Origin of the sequence: Taibaiella helva (assembly GCF_003545695.1) — a bacterium.
GTDB classification, from domain to species: Bacteria; Bacteroidota; Bacteroidia; order Chitinophagales; family Chitinophagaceae; genus Taibaiella; species Taibaiella helva.
In genome coordinates this window covers 1-26,538 of record NZ_QUZZ01000013.1, presented here as the reverse complement: position 1 = coordinate 26,538, position 26,538 = coordinate 1, and the positions used below count along the sequence as shown (strand labels likewise).

Sequence of the window (26,538 nt, the reverse complement as noted above, 5' to 3'; positions counted from 1 at the left end):
CATGCCTTATTTTTGTCCCCGTTCCCGTTTATTATTGTAACAGCAAATGTTCAAAAAACGTCATCTACTTAATATTGCCCTGCTGGTATTCAGCAGCCTGCCGGCACTGGCGCAGGAAGACATGACCGCCGATGTAAAGCGCATGCAGGAAAGCGCCCGCACTTATCTCGGCCGCGGCGATTATGCCAATGCCATCATGATGTTCAGCCAGGCAATACGCCAGGCGCCGTCGGAAGTATCGCTCCGCCGCGACCTCGCTTATACTTACCTGCTGTCGGGCGACACCAAGAAAGCCAAAGAGATCATTGATCCTGTAGTTTCTTCCGAAGCGGCCGATGAGCAGACCTACCAGGTGGCCAGCGCCGTGGAAAACGCGCTGGGCAATACCGGCAAGGCCAAAAGATTGCTGAACGAAGGCCTGACCAAATACAGCAATTCGGGCCTCCTCTACAACAGCAAAGGCAACCTGCTCAATTCGGATAAGAATACGAAAGATGCGCTGGAGGCTTATAGCGCGGGCATCAGGACCGAGCCCTCCTACCCGATGAATTATTATAATGCCGCCAAGATCTATTACCAGAACGACGATGCGGTATGGGCGCTCATCTACGGCGAGATCTATGTCAATCTCGACCCTGCCTCCTCCCGCACTACCGAGATCAAGAAGATGATGATCGATGCATACCGCAAGCTCTTTACACCGGGAAAGGACGAGGCCTTGCCGGGCTTTAAAGCCACGGCCAAAGGCGAAAGCCGGACACGCAGCTTCACCGATATCTTCAAAAAGCTGATGCTGCAAAGCGCACCGGCCATCAGCGAAGGGCTGAATACCGAGAACCTGATCATGCTGCGCAGCCGCTTCATGCTGGCCTACAGCAAAGACTATTCGGTCAATTATCCTTTTACCCTCATGTCGTACCAGGACAAAATGCTGCGCGATGGCGTTTACGATGCCTACAACCAATGGCTTTTCGGCGCAGTGGATAATTCACAGGAATTTTCGCTCTGGGTAAAGGTCAACAGCAAGGAGTACAATGCATTTGAAAACTGGCGGAAGACCAACCTGCTGCAGCCGGCGCAATACGATCCGAAGCCGGTAAAATAAGCCTCCGCTAAAACACGCATTCCACATAGCTGCTTTTAATAATTCATTTTTTGAATTACCTTTGCGGCTTTCACTATAGCTTACATGGAAGATCTGAAAGTAACTTTAAAGCAACAGATTATTGAATCGCTGAACCTTCAGGGTATGAAACCCGAAGATATCGACGATAATGCCCCTCTGTTCGGCGACGGGCTGGGACTCGACAGCATCGACTCACTGGAACTGATGGTATTGCTCGAACGCAATTACGGAATCAAGATCGAAGACGCCCGTGAAGGCCGCAGCATCCTGGCTTCGGTACAAACGATGGCCGACTATATCGAAGCCAACCGGAAATTCTAAACCAGGATTGCTCCGGCAAAAAGGCTGTCTGGAAAGCCAGAGGAAAATCCGCCCGCCGATCCGGCACAATACCCGGACTTCAGCATCGGGGCCGGTCCCTGCCTTCCTGACAGCTTTATTTTTTTACCCCATATGCTTACTTCTTCCCTCACATGGTCCAGATCACCGGCATAGGCATGATCACCGCTCTGGGCAATACCGTTGCTGAAAACCTGCAGGCGATCCTGGAGGAAAAAGAAGTGCTCGGCCATCCCAATATCCTCCAGACCCGTCACCGTAACGAAATGGTGGTAGGCGAGGTAAAGCAAACCAATGAACAGCTGGCAGCAGCGCTGAACCTGCCGGGAGCAGGGTTCAGCCGCACTACCCTGCTGGGCCTTCATGCCCTTCGCGAGACCCTGAAGACACTCCCTCCCGAACAACGAGCCCCCAAAAAAATTGCTTTTATCAACGCCACTACTGTAGGCGGTATGAGCGATGTGGAGAACCTTTATTCCGACATGATCTCGCCCGCAACGGAAGGAGATTTTCTCAGCTATATCGATTCCCTCGATTGCGCCGACTGTACCCAGCGTATGGCCGACTACTTCGATCTCAGGGGCTTCCAGACGACTATCAGCACAGCCTGCTCTTCATCGGCCAATGCCCTGCAGCTGGGCGCCCGCATGATCGAAAGCGGGGAAGCGGATATAGCGATCTGCGGCGGCGCCGACGCCCTCACCCGCTTTACGCTGAACGGTTTCAACGCGCTTAAAAACGTGGACAAAAAGCCTACCCGGCCTTTCGACCAGCACCGCAACGGGCTGAACCTGGGCGAAGGTGCTGCTTACCTCATCCTGGAATCGGAGACCTCAGCAAAAGAAAGGGACGCCGCGGCGATAGCCGTGCTGGCCGGCTATGGCAATACCAATGAAGCCCATCATCCCACCGCCCCTTCCCCCGACGGCGCCGGCGCCCTGCTGACCATGCAGGAAGCCCTATCCGTAGCCGGCCTGGATAAGGAAGCAATCGACTATATCAATGCCCATGGCACTGCGACGCTGGGCAATGACCTGTCGGAAGGCACCGCTATCGAACGGTTGTTCGGTAACCAGGACTATCCCCATTTCAGCTCGACCAAAGCCTTCACGGGACATACCCTTGCCGCCAGCGGCGCCGTAGGTGCGATCATTTGCTGCCTGGCGATACGCGGTTCCTTCATTCCTCCTAACCTGCGTTTTGAAACGCCAATGGAAGAGATCGGCATCGTGCCGCAAAAAAAACTGCTGCGCAATACCCCCGTCCGCTATGCCCTCGCCAATTCTTTCGGCTTCGGCGGCAACAATGTGTCTTTGGTTCTGGGAGATGTTAATCTAAGATCTTAGATGCTAGATATTAGATTTTAGATTAGAGTAGTGCAAGCAGTTATAAGTGTTGACTATTGAGTATCAGAAGCTGCTAACTGTCAACCGCTTTGTCTTTGGACATTGGAATTTGGACATTGGAGCTTACATCCGGACTTTCGAATATCTTTGCGGCCACAAAGCAAAACAGCATGCTGGATCTCATTATTATCGGCGGCGGACCTATAGGCCTGGCCTGCGGTATCGCTGCAAAAGAGCAATCCCTTTCTTACCTGATCCTGGAAAAAGGCGCCCTGGTCAACAGCATTTACCATTATCCTTTATACATGACCTTCTTCTCTACCGCCGAGCGGCTGGAGATCGGCAATATACCCTTTCAATGCATTGCGCCGAAGCCCGGCCGCCAGGAAGCGCTTGAATACTACCGCAGCGTCACGCGACGCCACGATCTGAACATACACCTGTATGAAGCGGTGCAGACGGTGCATAAAGAGGAAGATAACTTTACTGTACACACCGGCAAGGCTCGCTACCAGGCCCGCAAAGTGATTATCGCTACCGGCTTTTACGATATCCCCATACTGCTGGATGTTCCCGGCGAATCGCTGCCTAAAGTGCAGCATTATTACAAAGAAGCCCACCCCTATGCTTTCCGGAAAGTGATCGTTGCCGGCGCCAGCAATTCCGCTGTGGACGCGGCGCTTGAGCTGTGGCGCAAAGGCGCTGAGGTGACAATGATCGTGCGTAAGCCGGCCATAGGCGAAAGGGTGAAATACTGGGTCAGGCCGGATATAGAGAACCGTATTGCAGAAGGCAGCATCAAAGCCTATTTCAGCTCCGGCATAACAGCCATTCGTGAGCATGAGGTCGACCTGCAAACGCCGGGAGGGCCGTTGACATTGGAAAACGATGCTGTGCTGGCGCTTACCGGTTACCGGCCCGATTATCATTGGCTGGAACAGTGCGGCGTGCGGCTCTCCGACGATGGGCTCAGAAGACCCGAGCATAACCCGCTGACGATGGAGACCAATGTACCCGGACTCTATCTCGCCGGTGTGGTTTGTGGTGGCCTCGAAACCCATAAATGGTTCATTGAAAATTCAAGGGTGCATGCCGACCTGATCATAAGCGATATCCGGGCAAAAAAGTAACCGCAATTCCGGCGTATTCGCTCAAAAAAGAGTTTCTTTGTGGCCAGTCTCCCGTATAGCCATTCCCTTGCGGGACATTTAAATCTGCTTCGTTGAAACCCGTTTATATTACCCATACCAGCGCCGTCAGTCCGCAGCACCAGGACGGAATACAATTGTTCCATCCATTGGTAACCGATACCCACGGCGTGCTCCGGGCTATCGAACCGGATTATACGACTGAGATCCCGCCGATGCAGCTCCGGCGTATGAGCCGCATGCTGCGCATGGGTGTCTATACCGGCATGAACTGCCTCAAGCGCTCGGGGATCGCACGGCCCGACGGCATCATTACCGGTACGGGCAAGGGTAGCATGACGGATACGGAAAAGTTTGTGAAAGAGCTGAGCGAATACCAGGAAGCGTCGCTCAACCCTACGCCTTTCATCCTTTCCACTTACAATGCCATCAACGGCGCCATTGCGCTGCAGACAAAGGCTACCGGCTACAACCAGACCTATGTGCACCGGGGCAGCTCATTTGAAGTCTCCCTCTACGACGCGCAGCTGAAGCTGCATACGGCTCCGGAGCCGCAACACTACCTGGTGGGCTGCTTTGATGAAATGACATCGGAATATTTCCTGGTCAAGAGCAAGATCGGCTACTGGAAAGCAGACCGGGACAGCAGCCGCCCTTTGTGGCAGCAAAGCGGAAGCCCTGGAACGCTGGCCGGGGAAGGCGCCGCTTTCTTTATGCTCAGCAACAGCAATGCCGGCGCTATTGCCGGTATCCACGCGATACAAACAGCTTATAAAACACCGCTGACAGACATCGGCCGGGAAGCCCATACCCTGATCTCCAGGACCGGCTGGCGGCCACAAGAGATCGATATGCTGGTGCTGGGCGTTAATGGAGACGAGAGGGACCTGCCTTATTATGAAGCGCTGCAGCAAAGCTTTCCCGATACTTTGCCCATATTAGGCTTTAAGCATCTTTGCGGAGAATACGAAACCTCCGGCGGCTTTGCGCTCTGGATGCTTTGTCAACTACTGGATGGCCATACACTGCCCGATGCGGCCTGGTACCGACGACCGGAAGGCCAGGCTTTCCGTCCCGAAAAAATACTCTACTACAATCATTACCGCGGCCTGAACCACAACCTGGTGCTGCTTTCCAACGCGCCGGTCGGGACGCGATAGCGGCCTGAACGGCAGAGGCTGCTTTTAGCTTAAACAGCGTGCAGTATTGCCACAGAGACGCAGCGGCGCAAAGAAATGTATTTCCTGCGTTGCGAACATTGCGAACTCTTGCGTGTAGCCATCTGAACGTCGAAAGACATTACAGATCAATGAACAGGCGATCCGGATCCTTCATTCCGCATGCTGCGCAAGCTACGTTCAGGATGACAGTATGCTGTATACAGATCCAGCGGCGCAGCTCACGACGATACAGCGGCATATAGCCTGACGATGTTGAATTTACATTCCCGCATAAGCTGATGATACCGTTCAAAGCAGGGTGATAGAAACAAAGCCGGGGTGCGTTGGCCTCACAATTTCTGCGGAGCCATTGAATTTGTGTCGCCTTTTTTGCTTCTTTTTTGGCGAAGCAAAAAAGAAGATAGGGATCATGATCACACCTTTCACTACAGATACAACATGCCGGTCGGGATGCGATAATTGAGGCTAACGGGGCGGATTAGGATCGCTGAAAGCGGGATTGCGGATAAAGGAAGAATCCGTAAGCGTATTGAGGAAAGCCACCAGGTCGGCCTTTTGCTCCGGTGTCAGGAACAGACCTTTTCCAAGCGGGACGATGTGCTCGTCTACATTGGGGCTTTTCTGGTGAATGCCGCTGCTGTAGAAGGTCAGCACCTCTTCCAAAGTGCTGAAGCGTCCATCGTGCATATAGGGCGCAGTGAGCGCGATATTACGGAGCGAAGGCACTTTCATTCTGCCCCGGTCCGCCGCTTTACCTGTGGTATTGTACAGGCCTGGCTGCGGGTCGAGGTCCAGACCGTTGTTGCGGAAATAATTGTCGGTCAGCAGCACATCGCTATGACAATGATTGCAATTGCCGAAGCCGAAAAAGATATCGAGCCCACGCTCTTCCTGCTTCGTCAACGCATCGGCCTGTCCGTCGAAATAATAGCGGTCGAAGCGGGTGCCGAAAGATACAAGGGTCAGCTCAAACTGGGTAAGCGCTTTCGATACCATAGTGCTGTTGATCTTCTCCGATCCGAACACCTTTTTAAATAAAAGGGGATAATCTTTATCCTGCTGCAGCTTATCCAGCACATCAGCCCAGGTACCGGCCATCTCCCGCTGGTTGATCAGGGGCTCGGTCACCTGCTCGCGCAGGGAAGCCGCCCGCCCGTCCCAAAAGAAAGCGCGGCCCCAGCCCAGATTGAACAAAGGCATGGTATTGATGATGCCCAGGCTGTCGTGAACGCCCAGGCTGAAGGCACGGTTATCGGCAAAGGCAAAGCGCTGCTGGTGACAGGAACCACAGCTGAGCGTATTGTCGGCGCTCAGCCTTTTGTCGTAAAACAAGCGGCGTCCCAGGGCGATCCCTTCCTCCGTAAGCGGGTTCTCTTCATCCACCGGCATTTTATCAAAGTAGTCGCCGACGAATTCGGGCAAGGGAATTTTATAGGGAGTAAGCCCCGAGCGTTTGCGCTTGTCCTTGCCCGCCAGGCCTGCTGCCGAGAACAGCAGCGCTATGATCGCTATGACCGTCAGCCGTTTCATTTTTCCGCTGCTTCAAATTTATTGACCGAAAGATCCAGGGCGCGTCTTACTGCTTTGATGATAACGCCATTGTCCCGTGGCGAATAGCCCAGGCGCCTGTAATAGCCTTTGTGCCGCTTGCCGCCGCCCAGCACCAGAATAGTAGGCATACCCATGCCGCCATAAAACTTAACTTCCTCCGCACCTTTGATAAATACCGCATCGGGCGTAAAGCCGTTTTCTTTTACCCACTTCTTCATCGTCGCCGCATTGGTCTCATCTTCATAAACCGTCTGGAAATAGCGGATACGGCCGGGATACAGCTTGCGCATGGAACTCACGATCTTCTCCAGGCCTTTACCGGCCGTAATGCAGGGCCGGCAGTTCATCATCACGTATTCGTGGATGATCACCAGGCCGCTGTCCATCTGGTTATAGAGATCATATTCCCTGCCGCTGCGGATCTCTTTCTTTTGCCAGCGAAGGGTATTGTAGACATCCGATTTCGGAAATGTAAAGTCATGCACATGATCCTCTTCCTCCATCACATATTGTGCTGAAGAAAAAGCGGGCAGAAGAAGTAAACAGGTGAGACATAGAAGTATGCTGCGCATCGGTTCAAAGTTAAGCATTCTATAACAGATAGACGGTACTCCAGGCTGTTTGGTAAGTGCAGCTGAGCTTTCTCCCGAATTTGATTAGTTTTGCGCCAAAACGCTTACCCACATGACGAAGCACCTGCGCTACAGTTTCCTGGTATTGATCTGCTCTTGCTACCTGTTTTCCTGCGGTCCGAAAGAAAGCGGCACAGATGCCGCCCCCGATGCTTCCCGTATCTCTATCAGCTATACCTCCTACCCTTTCTATAAAGACTTCTCAGCGCTGGATCCCAATCATGTTGCCGCGGGCCTCAGCCAGCTGAAGCAGCAATACCCGGGCTTCCTGGATTTTTACCTCGATACGCTGATCAGCTTCGGCTATAACCAGCAATATACCGACAGCAACCGGATGATGTACGATTTCCTGACGATGAAGGACTACCGCAACCTGCTGGATACCGTCAACATCGCTTTCCCCGATACCAAAAAATATGATGACTGGCTGAAGCAGTCTTTCCGCTACATCAAATACTACGACAGCAGCTTCCAGCTGCCGGAGCAGGTTTATTATTTTGTATCGGGCATCAGGGGCATTACTGCCGTGCTGCAATCGGAAACCAATATGGGCATCGGCCTGGATATGTTCCTCGGAGAAGATTTCTTCCCTTACCGCCAGCTGAATAAATCACAGTTCGAAACCATACGCATGACACCGGAAAACATACCGGTATGGGCAGGCATGGCCATTTATGAAGACAAGTATCCGTTTAATCCCGAAAATAAGAACCTGCTCGAGCTGATGATCGAAAAAGGGAAAGAGCTTTATTTCCTGGAGAAGACAACGCCTTATATCCGCGATGAAGTAAGACTGGGCTTTACGGCGGATCAGCTGAAATGGTGTAAGGAGAATGAAGCGCTGATCTACAATTTTTTCATCAAGAACAATCTCCTGTTTGAAAACAACCTGCAGAAAACCATGCGCTATGTAAGCGATGGCCCTTCCTCTGCCGGCATGCCCGGAGACAGTCCCGGCAATACAGGCAGCTTCATCGGCTGGCAGATCGTAAGGCGATATGCCGCACAGCAGAAGGCCGGCATGCATGAGCTCCTGGAAATGAAAGACGCACGCAAGATACTGGAAGGCGCTCAATATAAGCCCTGACCGGATCAGCGCCACAAGAATTTGGCATATTTTTTGCTCATAAACACCAAACACAAAAAAGACCGCAAATGAAGAAGCTACTTCTACTTTCCGCTTTTGCTGCGGGCGCCCTGCAAATGCAAGCCCAGCAAGGATCTTACTATGAAGACCTCGCCAAAAAGAGCGCCGAGACCAAAAACCTCGACACCGTCGCCTGGATACATTCAGGTGTTCTGAATCTCGGTATCAACCAGGGCATCCTCCACAACTGGGCTGCCGGGGGCGAATTGGCTTCGCTTACGGTGAACGGCCTCTTCAACGGGAGCATTACGCGCTACAACATGCGCACGATATGGACCACCAACCTGGATGCGGCTTATGGCCTGTTCTATGCCTATTCCAATTCTTTTGTTCCCCGCAAAACAGATGACCGTATCGACCTGACCTCCAAGTACGGCTACCGCCTCAGCGATTCCGGCGACTTCTACCTTACCGGGCTGTTCAATGCCAAAACCCAGTTTACCAAAGGCTATAACTATGATGCGCCGGAGTGGGACACCTTTTCCACTTCCAAGTTCCTTTCGCCGCTCTATCTCACCTTTGCCCCCGGTATTGAATACCGCAAAGGCAGCCAGATCAGTGTTTTCTTCTCCCCTGCTGCTGTACGCACCACTTTCGTGGATAAGTATTATACTCTGCGCGATGATGCAGGCGCTTACGGCGTGGAATATGGAAAGACTTTCCGCTTCGAGCTGGGCGCTTACCTCACGGCCCGTTATGTAAAGGATCTGACCAAGAGCATCTCTTTCCGCAGCCGCCTGGACCTGTACAGCAATTACCTGGCCAAAGATGTATATGATAAGAACAATATCCTGGTAAAAAAAGATAACCCCGGCAATATCGATATCCTCTTCGACAACTTTATCGCGATCAAATTTTATAAATTCTTCTCGGTAAACCTGGGCGTGGTGGCCATCTACGACAACGATGTGCCCTATGTCAAAACCCTGGCGGATGGTACCGCCAAGGATGAACCCTACGAAGGCCTGGGCTGGTGGCAGATCAAGCAGGTGCTGAGCTTCGGCTTCAATTATAAGTTCTGATCCTCTCTTTATATCATTTCAAAGTCTCCCTGCACAGGGAGACTTTTTTTATGGCTCACTCATCTCAAAAGTAAGGGTCGGTCGGAACAAAATGGCAATGTTGTTACAGTAGAGGAGAAGCCTCTCTTTAACAGGAGCAAATATCCTTTCTAAAGAATGAAGAGATACTTCACTTTGCAAGCTGAGGACGTTCATACTTACATCTGCGGGCGCCATGGAAGCGTCTCTAAATATCATTGGTACTATATAGCCTGAACAGCAGCTACGCAGGAGCTAACCCACAGGTGCATAAGTGATCTCCAGCACACCCAGCTCCAGCTCTTTAATCATTTTTCGTTCCAGTGCGCTCAGCGTATTGTCTTTAAAAAAGCGTTGCCCACGGCCCATGATACAGGGATGGATCATTACCTTCAGCTCATCGAGCAATCCCTCTGCAATAAGGCCGTTTACCAGCTCGCCACTGCCCTGCACCAGGATATTGCCCTCGCTGTCAGCCTTGATCTCCCGGAGCCTGGCGGCGAAGTCTTTACCGAGAATAGTGGTGCTTTCCCAGGGCGCTGCTTTCAAGGTAGCCGATACCAGGTATTTGGGCGTCCGGTTCAGCTTGTCGGCCACACCCATTTCATTGTTCTTCAACGAAGACCAGTAGGGATACAGCATCTCATAGGTCTTGCGGCCATACAGCATCGCGCTGCAATCCTGGATATTGCGGGCGATAAGCGCGGCCCTGCTGTCGCTGTGATAAGGATTGAACCATTCTGCCATCAGGCTGGCATCGAAGATGCCGTCCAACGACATCCATACGGTTGCGATGATCTTGCTCATTGTGTTTTGTTTTTTAGCAAAGGTAACCGCGCAGCATACCCTCAAAATAGAATGGACCCGACAAAATGCTCATGAAGGGACATAGCCCGAACGCAGGGCCAGGTAAGTTTTAGGCGTCATACCGGTAAATTCTTTGAATACCCTTACGAAATGGCTTTGGTCGGAAAAGCCCTGTTCGTAGGCGATATCGCTGAGCCGAATAAACCGGCCGCTGTTGAGTGTGCTGAAGGCTGCCTGGAACTGGCATATTCTTTTATACTGCCGGGGTGAGATACCGATCTGCTCTTCAAACAATCTTTGCATAGAGCGCTCGGTGCTGTACAATTGCCCGCGGAGACGGCTCAATGCGGCAGCGCTGTTATCCTGCTGTAAAGCGCCGGTGGCAAAGGCAATACGGCTGTAGTCGATGCGGTCGGCGGCTACCCGCTTCCACAGGAAGACATTGATCAGCTCCAGCTGCGCTTCCAGCGAATGGGCTTCCAGCAACCGTTCCTGCAGGCCTGCTTCCCTGGCTGTTTTCAGCGCAGCCATATCGGCGACAGTGTCGGTTAGCTCCAATGCGGATATCCCTGTAATGGCCTGCATCACGTAGGGGCGCAGGAAGTAGGCGATCAGGACAAAAGCATCCTGCAGCTGCAGGTTACTGGGCGCTATCGCTTGTCCGTAAATGCTCAGATGCCCTATTGAAGCGCTGCTGCGCTGCCCCTGAACGCTCTGGAAGACCAACGTGGAAGCCCCATTGGCATAAAGCGGCAGGACAAAATCGGGACGTGGCGTATCCTGCCTGATCACCATGATATTCTTCACATAGGCGGCAAGTTCAGGTGGCGGCTGTAAGGATTGTATCTGCATAGGCTTTATTCCGGAGATCGGGCGCTATAAAGATAGCACAGCACCGGCTTTCCCGAACAGCACAACGGCCTTTTGTCCCGATCTGCCCTCATTTTGTCGCGTGAGCCCTCCATTCCGCGATAAAAGGCACCCTAATTTTGGTATACAAAAAGCACGGATTGTTATGAGCAAAGTAATTTTTGATATCGCCGTCTCGCTGGATGGCTTCCTCGCCGGAGAACACCGTGGACCACAGAATCCCCTGGGCGACAAAGGCACTACCCTGCATCACTGGATGTACGGACAAAAAGCCTTCTGGGGTATGATGGATATAGATCGTGGCGAAGAGGGCCCTGAAAATGACCTGGTGAAAGCAGTTATAGCGCGCAGCGGCGCTTTTATTATGGGGAAGCGCATGTTCGAGGAAGGAGAAGCCCACTGGCCCGATGACCTGTTCAAGGCCGACGTATACGTGCTTACTCATGAACCACGTGCCCCCTGGGTGCAAAAAGGATCGACCACTTTCCATTTTATTACCGAAGGCATCGACCAGGCCCTGGAGCTGGCCCGCAAAAGCGCGAAAGGCAAGGATGTACGCATACAAGGTGGCGGCGAGACGATACGGGCCTACCTCAACGCCGGCTATATCGATGAGGCCATGGTACATATAGCTCCCGTATTATTGGGCAGCGGCATACGCCTGTTCGATAATATCACCGACGGCCTGTATGATATCGCGGTGAAAGCAACCAGCCATTCTCCCCTGGCCGCGCACATTACCTATACCTTCAAGCGGAAATAAGCGTAACGATAAAAAATTTATAAAAACCGGGAAGAAAATTTGCGCAACCGAATATTTGCATTTAAATTTGCAACCAAATGGTAGCAAATAAACTCGTTTCATCTTTTATCTCATTCTCTAAAACAAAAATTTATGAGCAAGCATCAAGTTCAGATCAATAAAGATCTGCCCAACAAAAAAATAGTGCTGACACGCGAATTCGACGCCAGCCCCGCCATAGTTTGGCAAGCCTATACTGATCGCCATATCCTTGATCAATGGTGGGCGCCCAAACCCTGGAAAGCCGAGACCAAATCTATGGACTTCCGTGAAGGTGGCCAATGGCAATATGCCATGGTAGGACCGGAAGGCGAAAAGCACTGGGGAAAAATGATCTATGGCAAGATCGTGCCGGAGACTTCTTTTGTTGCTCAGGATGTGTTCTGCGACGAAAACGGCACGCCCAATCCCGCCTTGCCCGGGCTGGACTGGACCAATGAATTTGCGGCAACCGCCAATGGGACAAAGGTTACCGGCACCATTCTTTTTGCCAGTGAAGAAGACCTGAAGAAGCTCCTGGAAATGGGCTTTGAAGAAGGGATTACCATCGCCATGAACGGACTGGATGAATGGCTGGCTTCCCGCTGATCCCAATGCCCGCGGTGTTGCGATGCTGCGGGCTTATTTTTTGTGCATTGCGCTGGTGCTGTAGGCTGATCCTGAAAATTGTTTTTCCTGAAGATCCGCATACAGGTAGCCAAAATAGAGCAATGTCATTAAGTTAAGAGGTATCTTTCTTTCAATCTAAGCAAAAGCATTTTCAGCCTTCGCCGTTCAGATCGCTATCGCGTTCCGGCCGGCCTGTTATCAGATTCGGCAGCCGTTTAAAGAAAATAAGCGTACTTTGCTGTCCGGAATTCCCTTATGGAAGGGATACCGCAGCAATTTCTTATGGCGTCTACCGGTTACCAGATCAAGCTACCCCAGTTTGAAGGCCCTTTCGACCTGCTCCTGTTCTTCATTGAGCGGGATGAGCTCGATATTTACAATATCCCGATCCATACGCTTACCCGCGATTTCCTGGATTATATCCATCAAATGGAATCGCTGAATATTGAGCTGGCCAGCGAATTCATCCTGTTTATCTCCACCCTGATGCGCATCAAGGCCAAAATGCTGCTGCCCCGCCGCGAGCTGGATGCCCAGGGCAACGAGATCGACCCCCGCCACGAGCTGGTCGACAAGATCCTCGAATACAAACGCTTTAAAGAAGCAGCCGCCACAATGGCCATGATGGAAGCTGACCGCCTGCTGCAAACCAAGCGGGGCAATATCCGCAAGGAGCTGGAGGAGCTGGGCCAGACCTATGCCGAAGGCACCGAGGTGCAGACCGTGACCTTGTACAAGCTAATGAGCACCTTTGAGAAGGTGATGAAGCGCTTCAAGGACCGCAACGAAAAGCCACAGCACGTGGTGGTCAAGTACAATTATTCACAGGAAGGGCAACGCATCTACCTGATCGAAGAAATGAAGCAGAAAAAGAAGGCTTCTTTCGAGGTGATCTTCTCGATATGTGAAAACCGCATACATGCTATCTTCACTTTCCTGGCCATGCTGGAACTGGTGCAGCAAAAATACCTGATGATGCTTATCGGTACCGGGCGCAACAATTTCATTATCGAATGGAACGATGCACGACCTGAAGATATCGAAATAGACCTGCAGCCCAAAGACCAGGACGGACCCGATGAGCAGCCCAATAATCCCGGTGAGCTTGATTTTTCTGAAGATTAGAGATTAGATGTTAGATGTTAGCATCTGAAGTTTTGGTTGCTGACTGCTAACTGTCAATTGCCTTATTGGAAATTGATCCCGGAATCTGGAATTAAATTGCCAGCTGACTACTTCAACCTATTGGAATTTGGTTCCTGGAATCTGAAGCTTTGGTTGCTGACTGCTAACTATCAACTGCTTTATTGAAATTTGGACATTGGAATTTAGTTCCTGGAATTTGTCAAAGACACTTCATCAGGCTTTCCCATAACTGCTGCGCAGAGCGCTCCCAGCTGAACTGCTGCTTCCGGATGCGGGCAGCCTCGATCATTTTCTGCCGCAGTGTTTCATCCTTATAGATCTGCATCATTTTGGCTGCAATATCTTCGGGCGAGGCCGGATCGACCAGCAGGGCCGCATCGCCGCCGACTTCTGGCATGGAAGAAGTATTGGAGACAATCACCGGCACATCGCAGGTCATCGCTTCCAGTATGGGAATACCAAAACCTTCAAATAAAGAGGGATAGACCAGGGCATAAGCCGAAGCCGTAACCCGCGCCAGGTCTTCGACATTCAGATAACCGGTCCAGATCACATCTTCCTTATAAGGCATCAGCTCACGCGCCTTTGCAATCTCATCATACTGCCAGGCCATCCGGCCTACGATCACCAGCTTAATAGGACTGCGCTGCCGGCGCTTGAACTGTACAAAGGCTTTGAGCAGGTTCACCACATTCTTGCGGGGATGCAGGGCGCCGGTGAACAGGAAGAACTCCTCCCCTTCGGTGTATTGCGCTTTTACCTGCTCTTTTTCATCGTAGCTGAGGGGCTTATAAGCTTCATGCGCACCATTGTAGACCACATCGATCTTGTCTTCGGGTATGCCGTATTGCTTTACGATATCCTGGCGGGTATATTCCGATACAGCAACGATGCGCCGGGCCTTTTGGGCAAAGCGCGGCAGGTAATGGGCATAGTGCCATTTGTGCAGCTTGTCCATAAACTGCGGGTAATGCCGGTAGGCCAGGTCGTGGATGGTAATGCAGGTAGGTACCTTGGAGCGCAGCGTGCCCAGGCCGTCGGGGGAAAAATAGATATCGGCCCTGTACTTGCGTAAGGCATAGGGAACGGCCCATTCGGTCCAGAGAACATACAGCGCCGGATGTCGCGCCTGTGGCTTCAGCACCACAGGCGTTACATTGGGAGCAAAAACAAAATCTTTATGATAGGGACGGTCGAAGAAGAAGATAAACTCGTGCTCGGGATGCTGCCGCACCAGCCTGGTCAGGGTTTCGTGAGCGAACCAGCCGATACCTTCCAACTTGCCTTTAAGAAATAATCTGGTATTAACAGCAATGCGCATGATGGCCGCAAAAGTACTAAACCGAAGGCATTAAAAATGAACTTCGGTAATACTGTTCAGCGGAACGGTAATACCGCCTTTAAGAACGATATCATTTTCAGTGAGCGACCACACCGTCGTTTGTACGGTACGCGCCCCCTGCGTAGTTGAAAACGTAATCGTAGCCTTACCCTTGAATTCATTCCCCAGGCGCTCGGCGTAGCTCAGCTCCTGTTGCAGGTGCAGGTTGCGGGTCAACTGGGAAGGAACAATCTCGTACTGTCCGATCTCCTCCTTTAATATCATCGTATGTTCCATAACGATTGTTAGTGGTTTTTGGGTTAACGATAACCAAATTTAATAATAAATTTAAATCGGAACAAGTACAGGTTTTCACCTGGAAGCCACATAAAAATGTAGGCACCCAACCTTTTCATATCCTATGCAAAAGGCAAGGCATTTTTCTTTTTTAGCCAATAGATTACCTTTGCGAAAATTTTCAAAAAAGACATGGCATTACAAGTAGGCATTGTGGGGCTTCCCAATGTAGGCAAATCGACACTTTTCAACGCAGTGAGCAACAGTGCGAAGGCACAAGCCAGCAATTACCGCTTTTGCACCATCGAGCCCAATATAGGCTTAGTGGACGTACCGGATGAGCGCCTTGCCAAATTATCTGAAATTGTTCAGCCGCAACGAATTGTGCCTACTTCCATAGAATTTGTGGACATTGCCGGCCTGGTAAAGGGCGCTTCCAAAGGCGAAGGCCTGGGCAACAAATTCCTGGCCAATATCCGCGAGGTGGACGCGATCATTCACGTGGTGCGTTGCTTCGAGGACGACAATATCCTCCGCGATGAAGGCGCCATCAACCCGGTGAGCGACAAAGAGATCATCGATACCGAGCTGCAGCTGAAAGACCTGGAAAGCGTAGAGAAAAAGATCGCGCGCACCGAAAAGATCGCTAAGAACGATCCCAAGGCCAAAAGAGTGCTGGACGTGCTGCTCCAGTGCAAAAGCCACCTGGAGCAGGGCCGGAATATACGCGGCCTGAAGCTGGAGGGCGAAGACCGTGAGGCGGTAGCCGACCTGTTCCTGCTGACGGAAAAGCCCGTGCTGTATGTAGCCAATGTGGACGAGAAGGCCATTCTGACCGGCAACCAGTACAGCGAAGCGATCCAAAAAGTGGCCAAAGAAGAAGGGGCCGAGGTGATCGTGATGAACAACAATATCGAAGCGCAGATCACCGAGCTGGAAAGCAACGAGGATAAAGAAATGTTCTTTTCAGAGTACGGACTTACCGAACCCGGCCTGAACCGCCTGATCCGCTCTGCCTATCATCTGCTCAACCTTATTACTTACTTTACTGCAGGCGTGCAGGAAGTAAGGGCCTGGACCATTCACCGCGGCTGGAAAGCCCCCCAGGCGGCCAGTGTGATCCATACCGATTTCGAGAAAGGCTTTATCAAGGCCGAGGTGATCGGCTACGATGATTATGTGACCCTGGGCGGCGAAGCCGTAGCTAAGGAAAAAGGTAAGCTGCGCATCGAAGGGAAAGAGTATGTCGTGAGCGACGGCGATGTGATGCACTTCCGCTTCAACGTATAAGCAGCATTATTTAATTTCAAAGGAAGGCCGCCCCGCAAGGGGTGGCCTTCCTGCTTTCCTCCCCCCACCCTTCCACGGGCTGTAAACCGCTACTTTCAAAGATATTCCCGATCAGAAACGGTCGCCGTTCAGGCTGCTGCGCATCCCGACCGGCCTGGCCGGACAGGTCGGATTCATCGTTAAGATTTATCCACCTGAACCGTATCCATCTGTCAACGCTTCATTTGATCCCATACTAAACGCCCACAAATTCCACCGGCCCCCTTTCCCCGGGGCTTTCGACAAACCGGGCATTTCCTTCGACGAAAGGGCGCCGGTACCTTTTGTCGAGAATTTCAGGTGATAGGTCTAATTATTAAAACATTTACTTCAATGACTTATTTATTTTGTGCTTAGAAAAGCATGTCGCTTTTATCGGGATGCGACGGTATAACCCCCGTTCCGGAAAAAGCCTTATCCACTATTCAAAAAGCACAGCATGGAACTCACGATCTCCAATGTAAGCAAGACTTACCCTAACGGCCTGAAAGCCCTCTCCGACATCAGCCTTACCATAGGCAAAGGCATGTTTGGCCTGCTGGGCCCCAACGGCGCCGGCAAATCGACCCTGATGCGTACCATCGCCACCTTGCAGGATCCGGATACCGGCAGTATTAAGCTCGGCGATATTGATGTGCTGCAGCAGAAAGCGGAGCTGAGAAAAACCCTGGGCTACCTGCCCCAGGACTTTGGCTTTTATCCCAAGGTGTCGGCCCTTAACTTGCTCAACCACTTTGCTGTGCTGAAGGGCATCAGCAATAAGGGAGAACGTAAGGAGATCGTGGAAGGGCTGCTGCAGCAAACCAACCTTTACGATGCCCGCAAACGCAATGTAAGCGACTACTCCGGCGGTATGCGCCAACGCTTCGGCATAGCCCAGGCCTTACTGGGCAACCCCAGGCTGGTGATCGTGGACGAACCCACGGCCGGCCTGGATCCTATGGAACGCAACCGTTTTCACAACCTGCTGAGCGAGATCGGCGAGCAGGTGATCGTGATCCTTTCGACCCATATCGTAGACGATGTGAAGAACCTCTGCAACCGGATGGTGATCATGAACAAGGGTCGCATTATGCTCGACGGCACGCCCGCCGAAGCCGTAGCTTCCGTAGAAGGTAAGATATGGCGCAGCGCCATCGCCAAAGATGAGATCAACGATTACCGCGGTCGCATGCAGGTCATCTCCTCGCATATGTCCGACGGCAGGCTGATCATTCATACCTATGCCGACAGCAGGCCCGGGGAAGGATTCGAACCGGTACCTGCCGGCCTGGAAGATGTGTACTTCTCTACCATCACCAAAAACTAAACGCCATGTTCAGAGAGATCTTCCTATTTGACCTGAAGCAGAACTTCAGGAAGCCACAGACATATGTCTTCTTTGGCATTTTTTTTATCCTGATGCTCCTGCTGGGCCTGTTGGCAGCAGGTGTATTCAATGTTGCCACCGGCGATTCGAACACGGTCAGCAACTCGGCCGTTGCCGTTGCCGGCATCATCGTCGGCCTCAATACCGGTATCATGGGCCTGGTCAACAGCGTGATCCTCGTAGCGGTTATGGCCACGGGCATCCAGAAAGATTACGAATACAACACACATCCCTTATACTTTACCAAACCTATCGGCAAAGCCGGCTACTTTTTTGGCCGCTTCCTGTCGGTGCTGCTTACTGCGCTTTTTGTCTTTTCGGCGCAGGTGCTCGGTTACATGGCCGGCAGCCTCTTCGGCATCGGCGGGCCCGCTATGGGGCCGTTCCGCCTCATGAACTTTGCCGAACCCTTCCTGCTGTTCACGCTGCCCAATATCCTGCTGCTGGGGATCATTATTTTCGCCATTACCACCTTTACCCGCAGCACGCTTTCGGCTTATTTATTCTGTATCGTGCTGCTCGTGATCAGGACCATCACCGGCAATATCACCGCCGACCTGGACAACAAAGCCACGGCAGCCATCTGGGAACCTTTCGGCGCCGAAGCGCTGAGCCACCTCACCCAGTACTGGACGCCCGATGAGCAGAACAACCGTATGATCCCGCTGGAGGGCACGCTGCTGTACAACCGCATGCTCTGGCTGGGCATTGCCTTTGCCGTTACCGCATTCAGCTTTTATTCCTTCCGCTTCAGCCAATTCCTCAGCCCGATCACCCTGTTCCGGAGGAAAGAGGAAGCCGCTTCAGAACAAGTCGCTTTACATTCCCTGTCGCTGCTGCCCAAAGTGAAGCAAAGCTTTTCCACCACCGAAAGCTGGCGCCAGCTGTTTTACCTGGCCCGCTTCGAGTTCCGCAAGATCACCCGTAGCAGCTTTTTCATTATCTTCACCCTGCTGGGCATCATCACCATGTGCATGATCGCACAGTTCATGGGCTCGATCTACGATACAGAAACCTACCCGGTAACCTACCAGATACTGGAAGTCGCTTCTCCCTTCTTCCAGCTCTTCATCCTGCTCATGATCATTTTCCTGTCGGGCAACGTCATCTGGCGGGAAAAAGAGAACAAGACCGACGAGCTGATCGGCGTCACCCCTGTCAGCAACGCCGTACTTTTCTTTTCCAAATACCTGAGCCTGCTTTATGTCACCGCGGTGCTGCTGCTCATCATGTCGCTTACGGGTATGATGATACAAGTATCCATGGGCTTTTACAAGATCGATGTGTTGCAGTATCTCCAGGAATCGTCGATGCTCCTGGTATCCGATATGATCGTGGCCGGTCTCTGCCTGTCGATACAGGTCGTTACACCCAATAAATACCTGGGCTTCTTCCTGTCGCTGGTCCCCGTTATGTTTACCAGCATCATCTTTTCGCTGCTGGAATGGAGCTTCGCGCTGTACCACTTCAATTCGAGCGGGCCCGGTATGCCTTACTCCGACATGAACGGCCTCGGCCACACTACCGGTGTATGGCTGCTGTTCAAAACCTACTGGATGAGCATTGTGCTGTTCCTCTGCCTGCTGGCCCTGATGCTGTATGCCCGCGGCAAAGAGAAAGGCTGGAAAGCACGCTACCGCCTGTCCAAAGGCAGCATCAACACCTCTTACCGTATCGCATTGTTCCTGCTGCCGGTCTGTGCCCTGGCTACGGGCGGCTATATCTATTACAACACCAAAGTCCTCAATGAGTACAGTACCGGCAAGGAGCGCGAGGAACTGGCCGTTGCCTTCGAAAAGAAATACAAATCCTATGAAAAGGTACCGCAGCTGCGTATTGTAGCCACGCAGGCCGATGTCGCTATTTTCCCGCGGGAAAGAAGCGTACATGTCAAAGGGTATTATTACCTGAAGAACAAGCATACGCAGCCTGTAGACACGCTGTATATCGACTATCCCGGCGGCGACAAGAGCTATTATCACTTCAGCCGGCTGCAGCCGTCAGTTCCCGCCAGCACGATCGTAAGCGACCAGAAGTTCGGCATACGTGTCTTCAAGCTGAACAGCCCCGTACAGCCGGGCGATTCCATCCGCTTCGACTTTGACGGATGGTACCGGCCCGCAGGCTTCGCGAACAGCGGTACGGAAACGGACATCGTATACAACGGCAGCTTCTTTAACAACATGACCTTCCCGGCCATCGGCTATAATGACGCAGCGGAGCTGGGCTCCAACAAAGCCCGGAAGAAATACGGCCTGCTGCCCAAGCCGCGTATGGCGCCGGTAAACGATTCCGCGGCCCGCAGGAACACTTATATCTCCAACGATGCTGACTGGATCCGCTTCGAGACAACGGTGAGCACCAGCGACGACCAGATCGCCATTGCCCCCGGCTACCTGAAGAAAGAATGGACGAAAGACGGCCGCCGGTATTTCCAGTATAAGATGGATAGCCCGATCCTCAATTTCTATGCTTACCTGAGCGCCGCCTACCAGGTGAAGAAAGACAAGTGGAAAGATGTGAACATCGAGATCTATTACCAGAAAGGCCATGAGTACAACCTGGACCGGATGATCAAAGGCATCAAGCGTTCGCTGGATTACTATACCGCCAACTTCGGCCCCTACCAGCACCGCCAGGTACGCATACTGGAGTTTCCGCGCTATGCTTCCTTTGCCCAGTCTTTCCCCAATACCATCCCTTTCTCCGAATCGGTAGGCTTCATTACCAAAGTGGATGATAAGGACCCGGAGAAGATCGATGTGCCGTTCTATATAACTGCTCACGAAGTAGCGCACCAATGGTGGGCGCATCAGGTGATCGGCGGCAATGTACAGGGCAGCGTGCTGATGTCGGAAACAATGAGCCAGTATTCGGCGCTGATGGTTATGGAAAAAGAATATGGCAGGCAGGCCATGAAAAAGTTTCTGCGCTATGAAATGGACAAATACTTGGTAGGAAGAACTTTTGAAAGCAAGAAGGAGGTACCCCTGATGCTGTGCGAGAATCAGGATTATATCCACTACAACAAAGGCAGCGTGATCATGTATGCCCTGCGCGATTACCTGGGCGAAGATGTGCTGAACGACGCCATCAGAGCCTACCTGGAGCGGTATAAATTTCAAGACCCGCCTTATACCAATTCCATCGAATTTGTGAGCTACCTGCGGGCAGCCACGCCCGACAGTCTGAAATATATCATCACGGATATGTTTGAGACCATTACACTCTACGAGAATTATGTGAAAGACCTCAGCTATACCCGCCTGCCCGACGGCCGCTACCAGGTAAGCCTTACCGTAGGCTCGGCTAAATACAGGGCCGACAGCGTAGGCAAAAACGTAAAAGTGCCTGTAGCCGATTACATGGATGTGGGCATATTTGCGGCCGGTACCACTAAAGGCAGGAAGGGCGACAACACCGGGAAAGAGCTGCTGCTGCAACGGATCAAAATGGATCACCCCGAGAAAACCTTCACCTTCATCGTTAACGAACAACCGGCCAGCGCGGGTATCGACCCCTATCACAAGCTGATCGACCGCGCACCGGACAACAATACCTGGAAGTTTGGCAGCAAGCCACCCAAGGTGAATACAGATGCAAAGGCAAACAACGGCCCCGGAGGCATTATGATCGAAACGGAATCAGACTAACAGAAGAACTCCTCCGGCTCCCCAGGCTGCACGGCACAGCCTGGGGTTTCTAGTCCCAGCCGAATAATCTGTATATAAATCAGCCCGGCTCCGTTAAGGAGCCGGGCTGATGCTTTTTAAGGAAATAAGCTTACACCGTTTTGGGAGCGGGGACAATCTGTAGCTTCAGCTCATCCAGCTGAACGGGGTTCACTGCCGAAGGTGCATCGAGCATTACATCGCGGCCTGCATTGTTCTTGGGGAAAGCAATGTAGTCGCGGATGGTCTCATCACCACCCAGCAAGGCGCAGAGCCGGTCGAAGCCCAGCGCCAGTCCACCGTGCGGCGGCGCACCGTATTCGAAAGCGCCCAGCAGGAAGCCGAATTTCTCCTGGGCTTCATGCGCATCAATACCCAGCACCTCAAACATCTTCAGCTGCAGGTCGCGCTGGTGGATACGGATAGAGCCACCGCCAACCTCAGTGCCGTTCAGCACCAGGTCATAGGCATTGGCCTGTATATAGGGATAGCGGGACTTGTCCTGCATCCAGGCGATCTGGTCGGGCTTGGGTGAGGTAAAAGGATGGTGCCGTGCCACCCAACGCCCGGCGCCGCCGCCATCTTCATTATTCTCCGCAAATTCCAGCAGCGGGAAATCCAGCACCCACAGCGGCTTGTACTCATCGCGGTTGCGCAGGCCAAGACGGTTACCCATTTCGAGCCGCAGCTCGCTCATCGCCTTGCGCGTACGCGAAGCCGGTCCGGCCAGCACCAGGACGAGGTCGCCGGGACGAGCATCGACATGCTGCGCCCACTGTACCAGGCGCTCTTCGTTGTAGAATTTGTCTACTGAGCTTTTCAGGCTGCCGTCGGCATTGTATTTCACATACATCAGGCCGGTCATGCCGATCTGCGGACGCTTCACCCATTCGGTCAGCTCATCGAGCTGCTTACGGGTATATTCGCTGCAGCCTTTTGCAGCAATAGCTACCACGTACTCTGCTTCATCCATGACTTTAAAATCAGCGCCGCCGACAAGGTCGATCGCTTCATCGTGCTCGTTCAGCAGGCCGGCCGGTGCTTTCAGCTCAGCCAGCTGCATGCCGAAACGCAGGTCAGGCTTATCATTACCATAAAGCTTCATGGCTTCAGCCCAGGTCATACGCGGGAAAGGTTCGCTGAACTCAATACCTTTTACATCGCGAAAGACGTGCCGGGTAAGGCCTTCAAACATCTGCAGCACATCCTCCTGTTCTACGAAAGACATTTCGCAGTCGATCTGCGTGAACTCGGGTTGACGGTCAGCTCTCAGATCCTCGTCCCTGAAGCATTTTACGATCTGGTAGTAACGGTCGTAGCCGCTCACCATCAGCAATTGCTTAAAGGTTTGCGGGCTTTGCGGCAAGGCGTAGAATTGTCCTTCGTTCATACGGGAAGGCACGATGAAGTCGCGCGCCCCCTCGGGCGTAGAGCGGATCAGGAAAGGCGTTTCAATATCGTAGAATCCCTGGGTATCCATATAATTACGAGCCGAACGGTTGACCCGGTAACGCAGCTCCATATTACGCTGCAGCGCAGGGCGCCTGAGATCGAGATAACGGTACTTCATCCTCAGCTCCTCGCCGCCATCGGTCTCTTCTTCTATCGTAAAAGGAGGCACTGAAGACTTATTCAATATAGTATAGTCTGTTACTTCGATCTCGATATCGCCTGTAGGGATCTTGTTATTCTTGTTGGTACGCTCGATCACTTTTCCTGTAGCCTGCACTACGAATTCGCGGCCCAGGGGTTGCTCGTCCAGGCGTGGTGTCATGCCTTCGTCAAAGTACAGCTGGGTAATGCCATAACGGTCGCGGAGATCGACAAAGGTGATGCTGCCGAATTTGCGCACGGTCTGCACCCAACCGGCAAGGGTTACGGTCGATTGAATATGTTCGCTGCGGAGCTCGCCGCAATTGTGGCTACGATACATTCCTGGGATTAGATATTAGATGTCAGATATTAGATGTTAGAAGACGATACTGAGTTAGTTCCGGAAAGGGACAGCAGGACAGCGCTTCCGGGCTGCGAAGATAACGATTTGGCGGCGATTTTGGAGATCGCTGCCGGGATTACACCTCGTCGCAGGCTTCAATAAAAACAATAGGCAAAGTCAAACATTGAAAATTTTGAAAAAATATTGTGTAACCGAATAGTTACCCATATATTTGTAACCGATTAGTTACGCATTTATATCCTTAATTTCATTTTCTAAAAAGCGATTTGTTATGTCAAACGTACCCTTTGTAATCGAAAGAACGTACAATGCCCCTGTGGCTAAGGTATGGAAAGCGATCACCGACAAGGACCAGATGAAGCAGTGGTATTTCGACCTGTCGGCCTTTGAAGCCAGGCCGGGCTTCAGGTTCAGCTTTCCCGGGCAGGGACATAAAGGTGAGCAGTACATTCATCACTGCGAGGTCAGAGAAGCGATTCCCAATAAAAAGCTGAGCTACAGCTGGGCCTATGAACATTACGAAGGCAGTTCGGTCGTTACCTTTGAGCTGTTTGAGGAAGGCAGCCAGACCCGGCTTCGCCTCACACATGAAGGACTGGAGACTTTCCCCAAACATCCCGATTTTGCTCCGGAAAGCTTTGCCGCCGGCTGGACCGAGCTCATCGGCAAAAACCTCAAAACATTTGTGGAAGGCGCTTAAGGACAAACACCCTCATAAAAAAACACTGCTGTACGCAGTGTTTTTTTATGATCTGCATCCAGACAGAATATATGGCAGGTTTCCCCTGTTGCTTAACGTTCACAAAATACAGAAACAATATCCCACCCCTGCATGGATACCGTGGCCTCCCGTACTTCATCTTTTGTCCTCAGCCATATTTCCCACAAAACGGGCGGCTCGTGCAGGGAGGGTATAACAAACGTTCTGAGGCGCCAGCTATTTGCAGTACCCCAAAGATCTTTATGCTGCTCCCGGCCCTCTCTTTCAATTGTCGCAATTAAATCGGGGAGCATTGCTCCATGCCGTTCCATTACTTCTTTATAAAATGCTCTCTGTATAAGAGCCGGTCCTTCTTTGCCCGCCATGATACGCAGGGTAAGCCGGTGACCATAGTCGTCCTCAGCCGACATATAAGGCTGTTGCGGGATATAGCATTTCCAATAGCTTTTCCGGGGATCGTGCCGATGCTCCCTGTAGATCATCAGTCCCAGCTCCTCGTCCTTTTTCATTGGTGGCGGCTGGATACCCCATAAATAAGCCACTGCACGCTTAAAACGTCCCCATACAGATCGCCTCATCTTTCATCAGTTATTGCCTTTCAGCTCTTCCAGCATTTTCTGAAAAGTTTCTTTATCATTGGCCCAGCCCAGGCTGCTGATCTTTGTCCAGGAAATAAGGAAATCGTGAATGCTGCTGTAGTACACTTCGATGTCGTCGGTCGTAATGATGCGGATAACGCCCTCGTCGGAAACCTGGAGGGAAAAGAGGTACTGCCGGTCTTTTTGCAGCCCCTTTTCATCACTAAGGGATACGGCTGTGATCAGTTGTGTGGTCATGAATGTAGAAATTTGCAGGAGCAAAATTAGCGCAGCCCGTTTAAATCCCGATGGTCGGCTTCATCTTTTTCACCACGCGTTTGCCTAAACGGATGAAAGGCAGCTCCACCCAGTAGTGTATCATACTGGCCAGCAATATCGTCAGCGCAAAGCAAACCACAGCCGAAACGGCCAGGGCAACAGGTGCATTGGGAAAGAGCGGCAGGATGTCCGATTCCCAGTAATCGCCCATAGCAGATACCAGCACATAGTGCACCAGGTAAATACCATAAGATATTTTGCCGATGTACACTAGGAAGGGCGCCTGGAAAGCCCGGCGCAGCCGGCCGTAGTGAATAAAGCAGATAATAAAGATAAAGGAGGTCAATGCGGAAAGGTGCGCGAAATCCAGCTTGAGATAATCGAGAAAATCATAGAGGGTATAGCCTCCTATGGGCATGATCCTGGTCCAGTACCGCATGGAAAACATGGGTAGCGCCAGGATGAGCAACCATACGCGATAACGGTACCAGAAGGTTTGACGGATTTCTTCAGAATTGTAGCGATCGAAATAGGCACCGATAAACAGGCCCAGGGCAAAGTGAAAGAGAAAAAGGCCGGTAACCGAAGAAGTGGCCAGGCTGATCCAGATGAGCCAGGGAACAAGCTTCCTGTTGTAGCGTGCCACCGCGATAAGAAAAGGCATCAGCAGGGAATACACTAGTTCGACAGATAAGCTCCAGCCGGCCCCATAGAAAACATTATGTCCTTTAAAGAGAAAAAACTCCTGCCAGAAACCCTCTGTATTCTCCAGGAAGATAGCGGAAAGGTGCTCTGCGTCCAGTCTTTGACGATAAGCATACAGCACACCGGCCAGCAGGGCCACCCAGAAGCCCGGGTAGATACGAAAGATACGGGTTACATAGAATTTGCCGATGTCCAGCGTTTTATTGAGCTGCAGGTAAGGATAGGAAAGCACCATACCGCTGAGCACAAAGAAAAAAGATACGGCATCGTTGGGATTGAAAATGATACAAAGCGCATGGATGATATGATTGTTCTCGTATTTCCACATAAGGAGGTGTCCGAACATTACCATCAGCGCAGCAATGCCACGGGCTGAATCGAGGTAGGTTAACCTGTCTTTATGGTTCTCAGGGATCATGAAAGTAGGTTTCGCGGAGGATACAAAAGGGATCAATCGTAAAAGTTGGGGGGAGAAGATAATTAAGCATAGATATTTGCGAGCCTGAAGAGGAAGAAAGGGATGTCTCTTACACCCCTGGAAGAAGAACGGAAGGATTTAATTTTAGC

24 protein-coding genes are annotated in these 26,538 nt (G+C 51.8%); 14 read left to right on the top strand and 10 right to left on the bottom strand.

Features of this window, described 5'->3' with window-relative positions:
* Positions 1–46: 46 nt before the first annotated feature.
* The 5 genes from DZC79_RS17650 (at position 47) to DZC79_RS17630 (ending at position 5,119) form a co-directional block, all read left to right on the top strand.
* The gene (locus tag DZC79_RS17650; protein ID WP_118952936.1) at positions 47–1,105 is read left to right on the top strand and encodes a tetratricopeptide repeat protein; all 1,059 of its coding nucleotides are present in this window, start codon (positions 47–49) and stop codon (positions 1,103–1,105) included.
* A gap of 84 nt (positions 1,106–1,189) precedes the next feature.
* Positions 1,190–1,447 carry a phosphopantetheine-binding protein gene (locus tag DZC79_RS17645; protein ID WP_118952935.1) on the top strand — a complete coding sequence of 86 codons (258 nt, stop codon included), beginning with the start codon at positions 1,190–1,192 and terminating at the stop codon, positions 1,445–1,447.
* A 152-nt stretch (positions 1,448–1,599) separates the two neighbouring features.
* Positions 1,600–2,811 (top strand): beta-ketoacyl-[acyl-carrier-protein] synthase family protein, encoded by a 1,212-nt coding sequence (locus DZC79_RS17640; protein WP_118952934.1) that lies wholly within the window; start codon positions 1,600–1,602, stop codon positions 2,809–2,811.
* Between the two features lie 170 nt (positions 2,812–2,981).
* Positions 2,982–3,941 (top strand): YpdA family putative bacillithiol disulfide reductase, encoded by a 960-nt coding sequence (locus tag DZC79_RS17635; protein ID WP_118953014.1) that lies wholly within the window; start codon positions 2,982–2,984, stop codon positions 3,939–3,941.
* 92 nt (positions 3,942–4,033) lie between these two features.
* Complete coding sequence (locus tag DZC79_RS17630; RefSeq protein WP_118952933.1) at positions 4,034–5,119, top strand: beta-ketoacyl synthase chain length factor; 1,086 nt, start codon at positions 4,034–4,036, stop codon at positions 5,117–5,119.
* Positions 5,120–5,605: 486 nt separating this feature from the next.
* Here the strand turns inward: DZC79_RS17630 and DZC79_RS17625 are convergent, their stop codons facing one another.
* Both DZC79_RS17625 and DZC79_RS17620 read right to left on the bottom strand, forming a co-directional pair.
* Complete coding sequence (locus tag DZC79_RS17625; protein WP_118952932.1) at positions 5,606–6,670, bottom strand: cytochrome-c peroxidase; 1,065 nt, start codon at positions 6,668–6,670, stop codon at positions 5,606–5,608.
* Positions 6,667–7,263: a hypothetical protein gene (locus tag DZC79_RS17620; protein WP_157977244.1), complete on the bottom strand. Its 597-nt coding sequence runs from the start codon at positions 7,261–7,263 to the stop codon at positions 6,667–6,669. The genes DZC79_RS17625 and DZC79_RS17620 overlap by 4 nt, the downstream gene beginning before the upstream one ends.
* A 112-nt stretch (positions 7,264–7,375) precedes the next feature.
* Between DZC79_RS17620 and gldB the strand changes: the two genes are divergently transcribed.
* Positions 7,376–8,410, top strand: a complete 1,035-nt coding sequence (gene gldB, locus DZC79_RS17615) for a gliding motility lipoprotein GldB (protein WP_118952930.1) — start codon at positions 7,376–7,378, stop codon at positions 8,408–8,410.
* Between the two features lie 68 nt (positions 8,411–8,478).
* On the top strand, positions 8,479–9,492 hold the full coding sequence (locus DZC79_RS17610) for a DUF3078 domain-containing protein (RefSeq protein ID WP_118952929.1): 1,014 nt from the start codon (positions 8,479–8,481) through the stop codon (positions 9,490–9,492).
* Between the two features lie 273 nt (positions 9,493–9,765).
* Here DZC79_RS17610 and DZC79_RS17605 read toward each other — a convergent pair whose 3' ends face one another.
* Together DZC79_RS17605 and DZC79_RS17600 are read right to left on the bottom strand one after the other, a co-directional pair.
* Positions 9,766–10,317, bottom strand: coding sequence for a dihydrofolate reductase family protein (locus tag DZC79_RS17605; protein ID WP_118952928.1), 552 nt, complete (start codon positions 10,315–10,317; stop codon positions 9,766–9,768).
* 69 nt (positions 10,318–10,386) lie between these two features.
* Complete coding sequence (locus tag DZC79_RS17600) at positions 10,387–11,169, bottom strand: helix-turn-helix domain-containing protein (protein WP_118952927.1); 783 nt, start codon at positions 11,167–11,169, stop codon at positions 10,387–10,389.
* 163 nt (positions 11,170–11,332) lie between these two features.
* Between DZC79_RS17600 and DZC79_RS17595 the strand changes: the two genes are divergently transcribed.
* The 3 genes from DZC79_RS17595 (at position 11,333) to DZC79_RS17585 (ending at position 13,723) form a co-directional block, all read left to right on the top strand.
* Positions 11,333–11,950: a dihydrofolate reductase family protein gene (locus DZC79_RS17595; protein ID WP_118952926.1), complete on the top strand. Its 618-nt coding sequence runs from the start codon at positions 11,333–11,335 to the stop codon at positions 11,948–11,950.
* Between the two features lie 132 nt (positions 11,951–12,082).
* Positions 12,083–12,577: an SRPBCC family protein gene (locus DZC79_RS17590; RefSeq protein ID WP_118952925.1), complete on the top strand. Its 495-nt coding sequence runs from the start codon at positions 12,083–12,085 to the stop codon at positions 12,575–12,577.
* 276 nt (positions 12,578–12,853) lie between these two features.
* Positions 12,854–13,723 (top strand): segregation and condensation protein A, encoded by an 870-nt coding sequence (locus DZC79_RS17585; protein ID WP_232831870.1) that lies wholly within the window; start codon positions 12,854–12,856, stop codon positions 13,721–13,723.
* A gap of 220 nt (positions 13,724–13,943) precedes the next feature.
* Here the strand turns inward: DZC79_RS17585 and DZC79_RS17580 are convergent, their stop codons facing one another.
* On the bottom strand, positions 13,944–15,065 hold the full coding sequence (locus DZC79_RS17580) for a glycosyltransferase family 4 protein (RefSeq protein ID WP_118952924.1): 1,122 nt from the start codon (positions 15,063–15,065) through the stop codon (positions 13,944–13,946).
* 30 nt (positions 15,066–15,095) lie between these two features.
* A complete protein-coding gene (locus DZC79_RS17575; protein WP_118952923.1) occupies positions 15,096–15,362 on the bottom strand; it encodes a hypothetical protein in 267 nt (88 codons plus the stop codon).
* Positions 15,363–15,554: 192 nt separating this feature from the next.
* Here DZC79_RS17575 and ychF point away from each other — a divergent pair, with 192 nt between their 5' ends.
* The 3 genes from ychF (at position 15,555) to DZC79_RS17560 (ending at position 21,713) form a co-directional block, all read left to right on the top strand.
* Positions 15,555–16,652, top strand: coding sequence for a redox-regulated ATPase YchF (ychF, locus tag DZC79_RS17570; RefSeq protein WP_118952922.1), 1,098 nt, complete (start codon positions 15,555–15,557; stop codon positions 16,650–16,652).
* Between the two features lie 478 nt (positions 16,653–17,130).
* The gene (locus tag DZC79_RS17565) at positions 17,131–18,000 is read left to right on the top strand and encodes an ABC transporter ATP-binding protein (RefSeq protein WP_118952921.1); all 870 of its coding nucleotides are present in this window, start codon (positions 17,131–17,133) and stop codon (positions 17,998–18,000) included.
* A gap of 5 nt (positions 18,001–18,005) precedes the next feature.
* Positions 18,006–21,713, top strand: a complete 3,708-nt coding sequence (locus DZC79_RS17560; RefSeq protein WP_118952920.1) for an ABC transporter permease/M1 family aminopeptidase — start codon at positions 18,006–18,008, stop codon at positions 21,711–21,713.
* 130 nt (positions 21,714–21,843) lie between these two features.
* Here the strand turns inward: DZC79_RS17560 and aspS are convergent, their stop codons facing one another.
* On the bottom strand, positions 21,844–23,664 hold the full coding sequence (gene aspS, locus DZC79_RS17555; protein ID WP_118952919.1) for an aspartate--tRNA ligase: 1,821 nt from the start codon (positions 23,662–23,664) through the stop codon (positions 21,844–21,846).
* A gap of 295 nt (positions 23,665–23,959) precedes the next feature.
* Between aspS and DZC79_RS17550 the strand changes: the two genes are divergently transcribed.
* Positions 23,960–24,388, top strand: a complete 429-nt coding sequence (locus tag DZC79_RS17550; protein ID WP_118952918.1) for an SRPBCC family protein — start codon at positions 23,960–23,962, stop codon at positions 24,386–24,388.
* Positions 24,389–24,480: 92 nt separating this feature from the next.
* Here the strand turns inward: DZC79_RS17550 and DZC79_RS17545 are convergent, their stop codons facing one another.
* The 3 genes from DZC79_RS17545 to DZC79_RS17535 are packed head-to-tail and all read right to left on the bottom strand — an operon-like array spanning position 24,481 to position 26,389.
* The gene (locus DZC79_RS17545) at positions 24,481–24,987 is read right to left on the bottom strand and encodes a hypothetical protein (RefSeq protein ID WP_157977243.1); all 507 of its coding nucleotides are present in this window, start codon (positions 24,985–24,987) and stop codon (positions 24,481–24,483) included.
* Positions 24,988–24,993: 6 nt separating this feature from the next.
* Positions 24,994–25,245, bottom strand: coding sequence for a hypothetical protein (locus tag DZC79_RS17540; protein ID WP_118952916.1), 252 nt, complete (start codon positions 25,243–25,245; stop codon positions 24,994–24,996).
* A 40-nt stretch (positions 25,246–25,285) separates the two neighbouring features.
* Positions 25,286–26,389, bottom strand: coding sequence for an acyltransferase family protein (locus DZC79_RS17535; protein ID WP_118952915.1), 1,104 nt, complete (start codon positions 26,387–26,389; stop codon positions 25,286–25,288).
* Between the last annotated feature and the right edge of the window lie 149 nt (positions 26,390–26,538).

Coding starts and splice junctions, on each gene's coding strand:
- DZC79_RS17650 (WP_118952936.1), top strand. CDS start 47: ATGTTCAAAAAACGTCATCTACTTAATATTGCCCTGCTGGTATTCAGC.
- DZC79_RS17545 (WP_157977243.1), bottom strand. CDS start 24,987: ATGAGGCGATCTGTATGGGGACGTTTTAAGCGTGCAGTGGCTTATTTA.
- aspS (WP_118952919.1), bottom strand. CDS start 23,664: ATGTATCGTAGCCACAATTGCGGCGAGCTCCGCAGCGAACATATTCAA.
- DZC79_RS17605 (WP_118952928.1), bottom strand. CDS start 10,317: ATGAGCAAGATCATCGCAACCGTATGGATGTCGTTGGACGGCATCTTC.
- DZC79_RS17595 (WP_118952926.1), top strand. CDS start 11,333: ATGAGCAAAGTAATTTTTGATATCGCCGTCTCGCTGGATGGCTTCCTC.
- DZC79_RS17625 (WP_118952932.1), bottom strand. CDS start 6,670: ATGAAACGGCTGACGGTCATAGCGATCATAGCGCTGCTGTTCTCGGCA.
- DZC79_RS17550 (WP_118952918.1), top strand. CDS start 23,960: ATGTCAAACGTACCCTTTGTAATCGAAAGAACGTACAATGCCCCTGTG.
- DZC79_RS17590 (WP_118952925.1), top strand. CDS start 12,083: ATGAGCAAGCATCAAGTTCAGATCAATAAAGATCTGCCCAACAAAAAA.
- DZC79_RS17565 (WP_118952921.1), top strand. CDS start 17,131: ATGGAACTCACGATCTCCAATGTAAGCAAGACTTACCCTAACGGCCTG.
- DZC79_RS17635 (WP_118953014.1), top strand. CDS start 2,982: ATGCTGGATCTCATTATTATCGGCGGCGGACCTATAGGCCTGGCCTGC.
- gldB (WP_118952930.1), top strand. CDS start 7,376: ATGACGAAGCACCTGCGCTACAGTTTCCTGGTATTGATCTGCTCTTGC.
- DZC79_RS17620 (WP_157977244.1), bottom strand. CDS start 7,263: ATGCGCAGCATACTTCTATGTCTCACCTGTTTACTTCTTCTGCCCGCT.
- DZC79_RS17580 (WP_118952924.1), bottom strand. CDS start 15,065: ATGCGCATTGCTGTTAATACCAGATTATTTCTTAAAGGCAAGTTGGAA.
- DZC79_RS17645 (WP_118952935.1), top strand. CDS start 1,190: ATGGAAGATCTGAAAGTAACTTTAAAGCAACAGATTATTGAATCGCTG.
- ychF (WP_118952922.1), top strand. CDS start 15,555: ATGGCATTACAAGTAGGCATTGTGGGGCTTCCCAATGTAGGCAAATCG.
- DZC79_RS17560 (WP_118952920.1), top strand. CDS start 18,006: ATGTTCAGAGAGATCTTCCTATTTGACCTGAAGCAGAACTTCAGGAAG.
- DZC79_RS17640 (WP_118952934.1), top strand. CDS start 1,600: ATGGTCCAGATCACCGGCATAGGCATGATCACCGCTCTGGGCAATACC.
- DZC79_RS17575 (WP_118952923.1), bottom strand. CDS start 15,362: ATGGAACATACGATGATATTAAAGGAGGAGATCGGACAGTACGAGATT.
- DZC79_RS17535 (WP_118952915.1), bottom strand. CDS start 26,389: ATGATCCCTGAGAACCATAAAGACAGGTTAACCTACCTCGATTCAGCC.
- DZC79_RS17610 (WP_118952929.1), top strand. CDS start 8,479: ATGAAGAAGCTACTTCTACTTTCCGCTTTTGCTGCGGGCGCCCTGCAA.
- DZC79_RS17585 (WP_232831870.1), top strand. CDS start 12,854: ATGGAAGGGATACCGCAGCAATTTCTTATGGCGTCTACCGGTTACCAG.
- DZC79_RS17600 (WP_118952927.1), bottom strand. CDS start 11,169: ATGCAGATACAATCCTTACAGCCGCCACCTGAACTTGCCGCCTATGTG.
- DZC79_RS17540 (WP_118952916.1), bottom strand. CDS start 25,245: ATGACCACACAACTGATCACAGCCGTATCCCTTAGTGATGAAAAGGGG.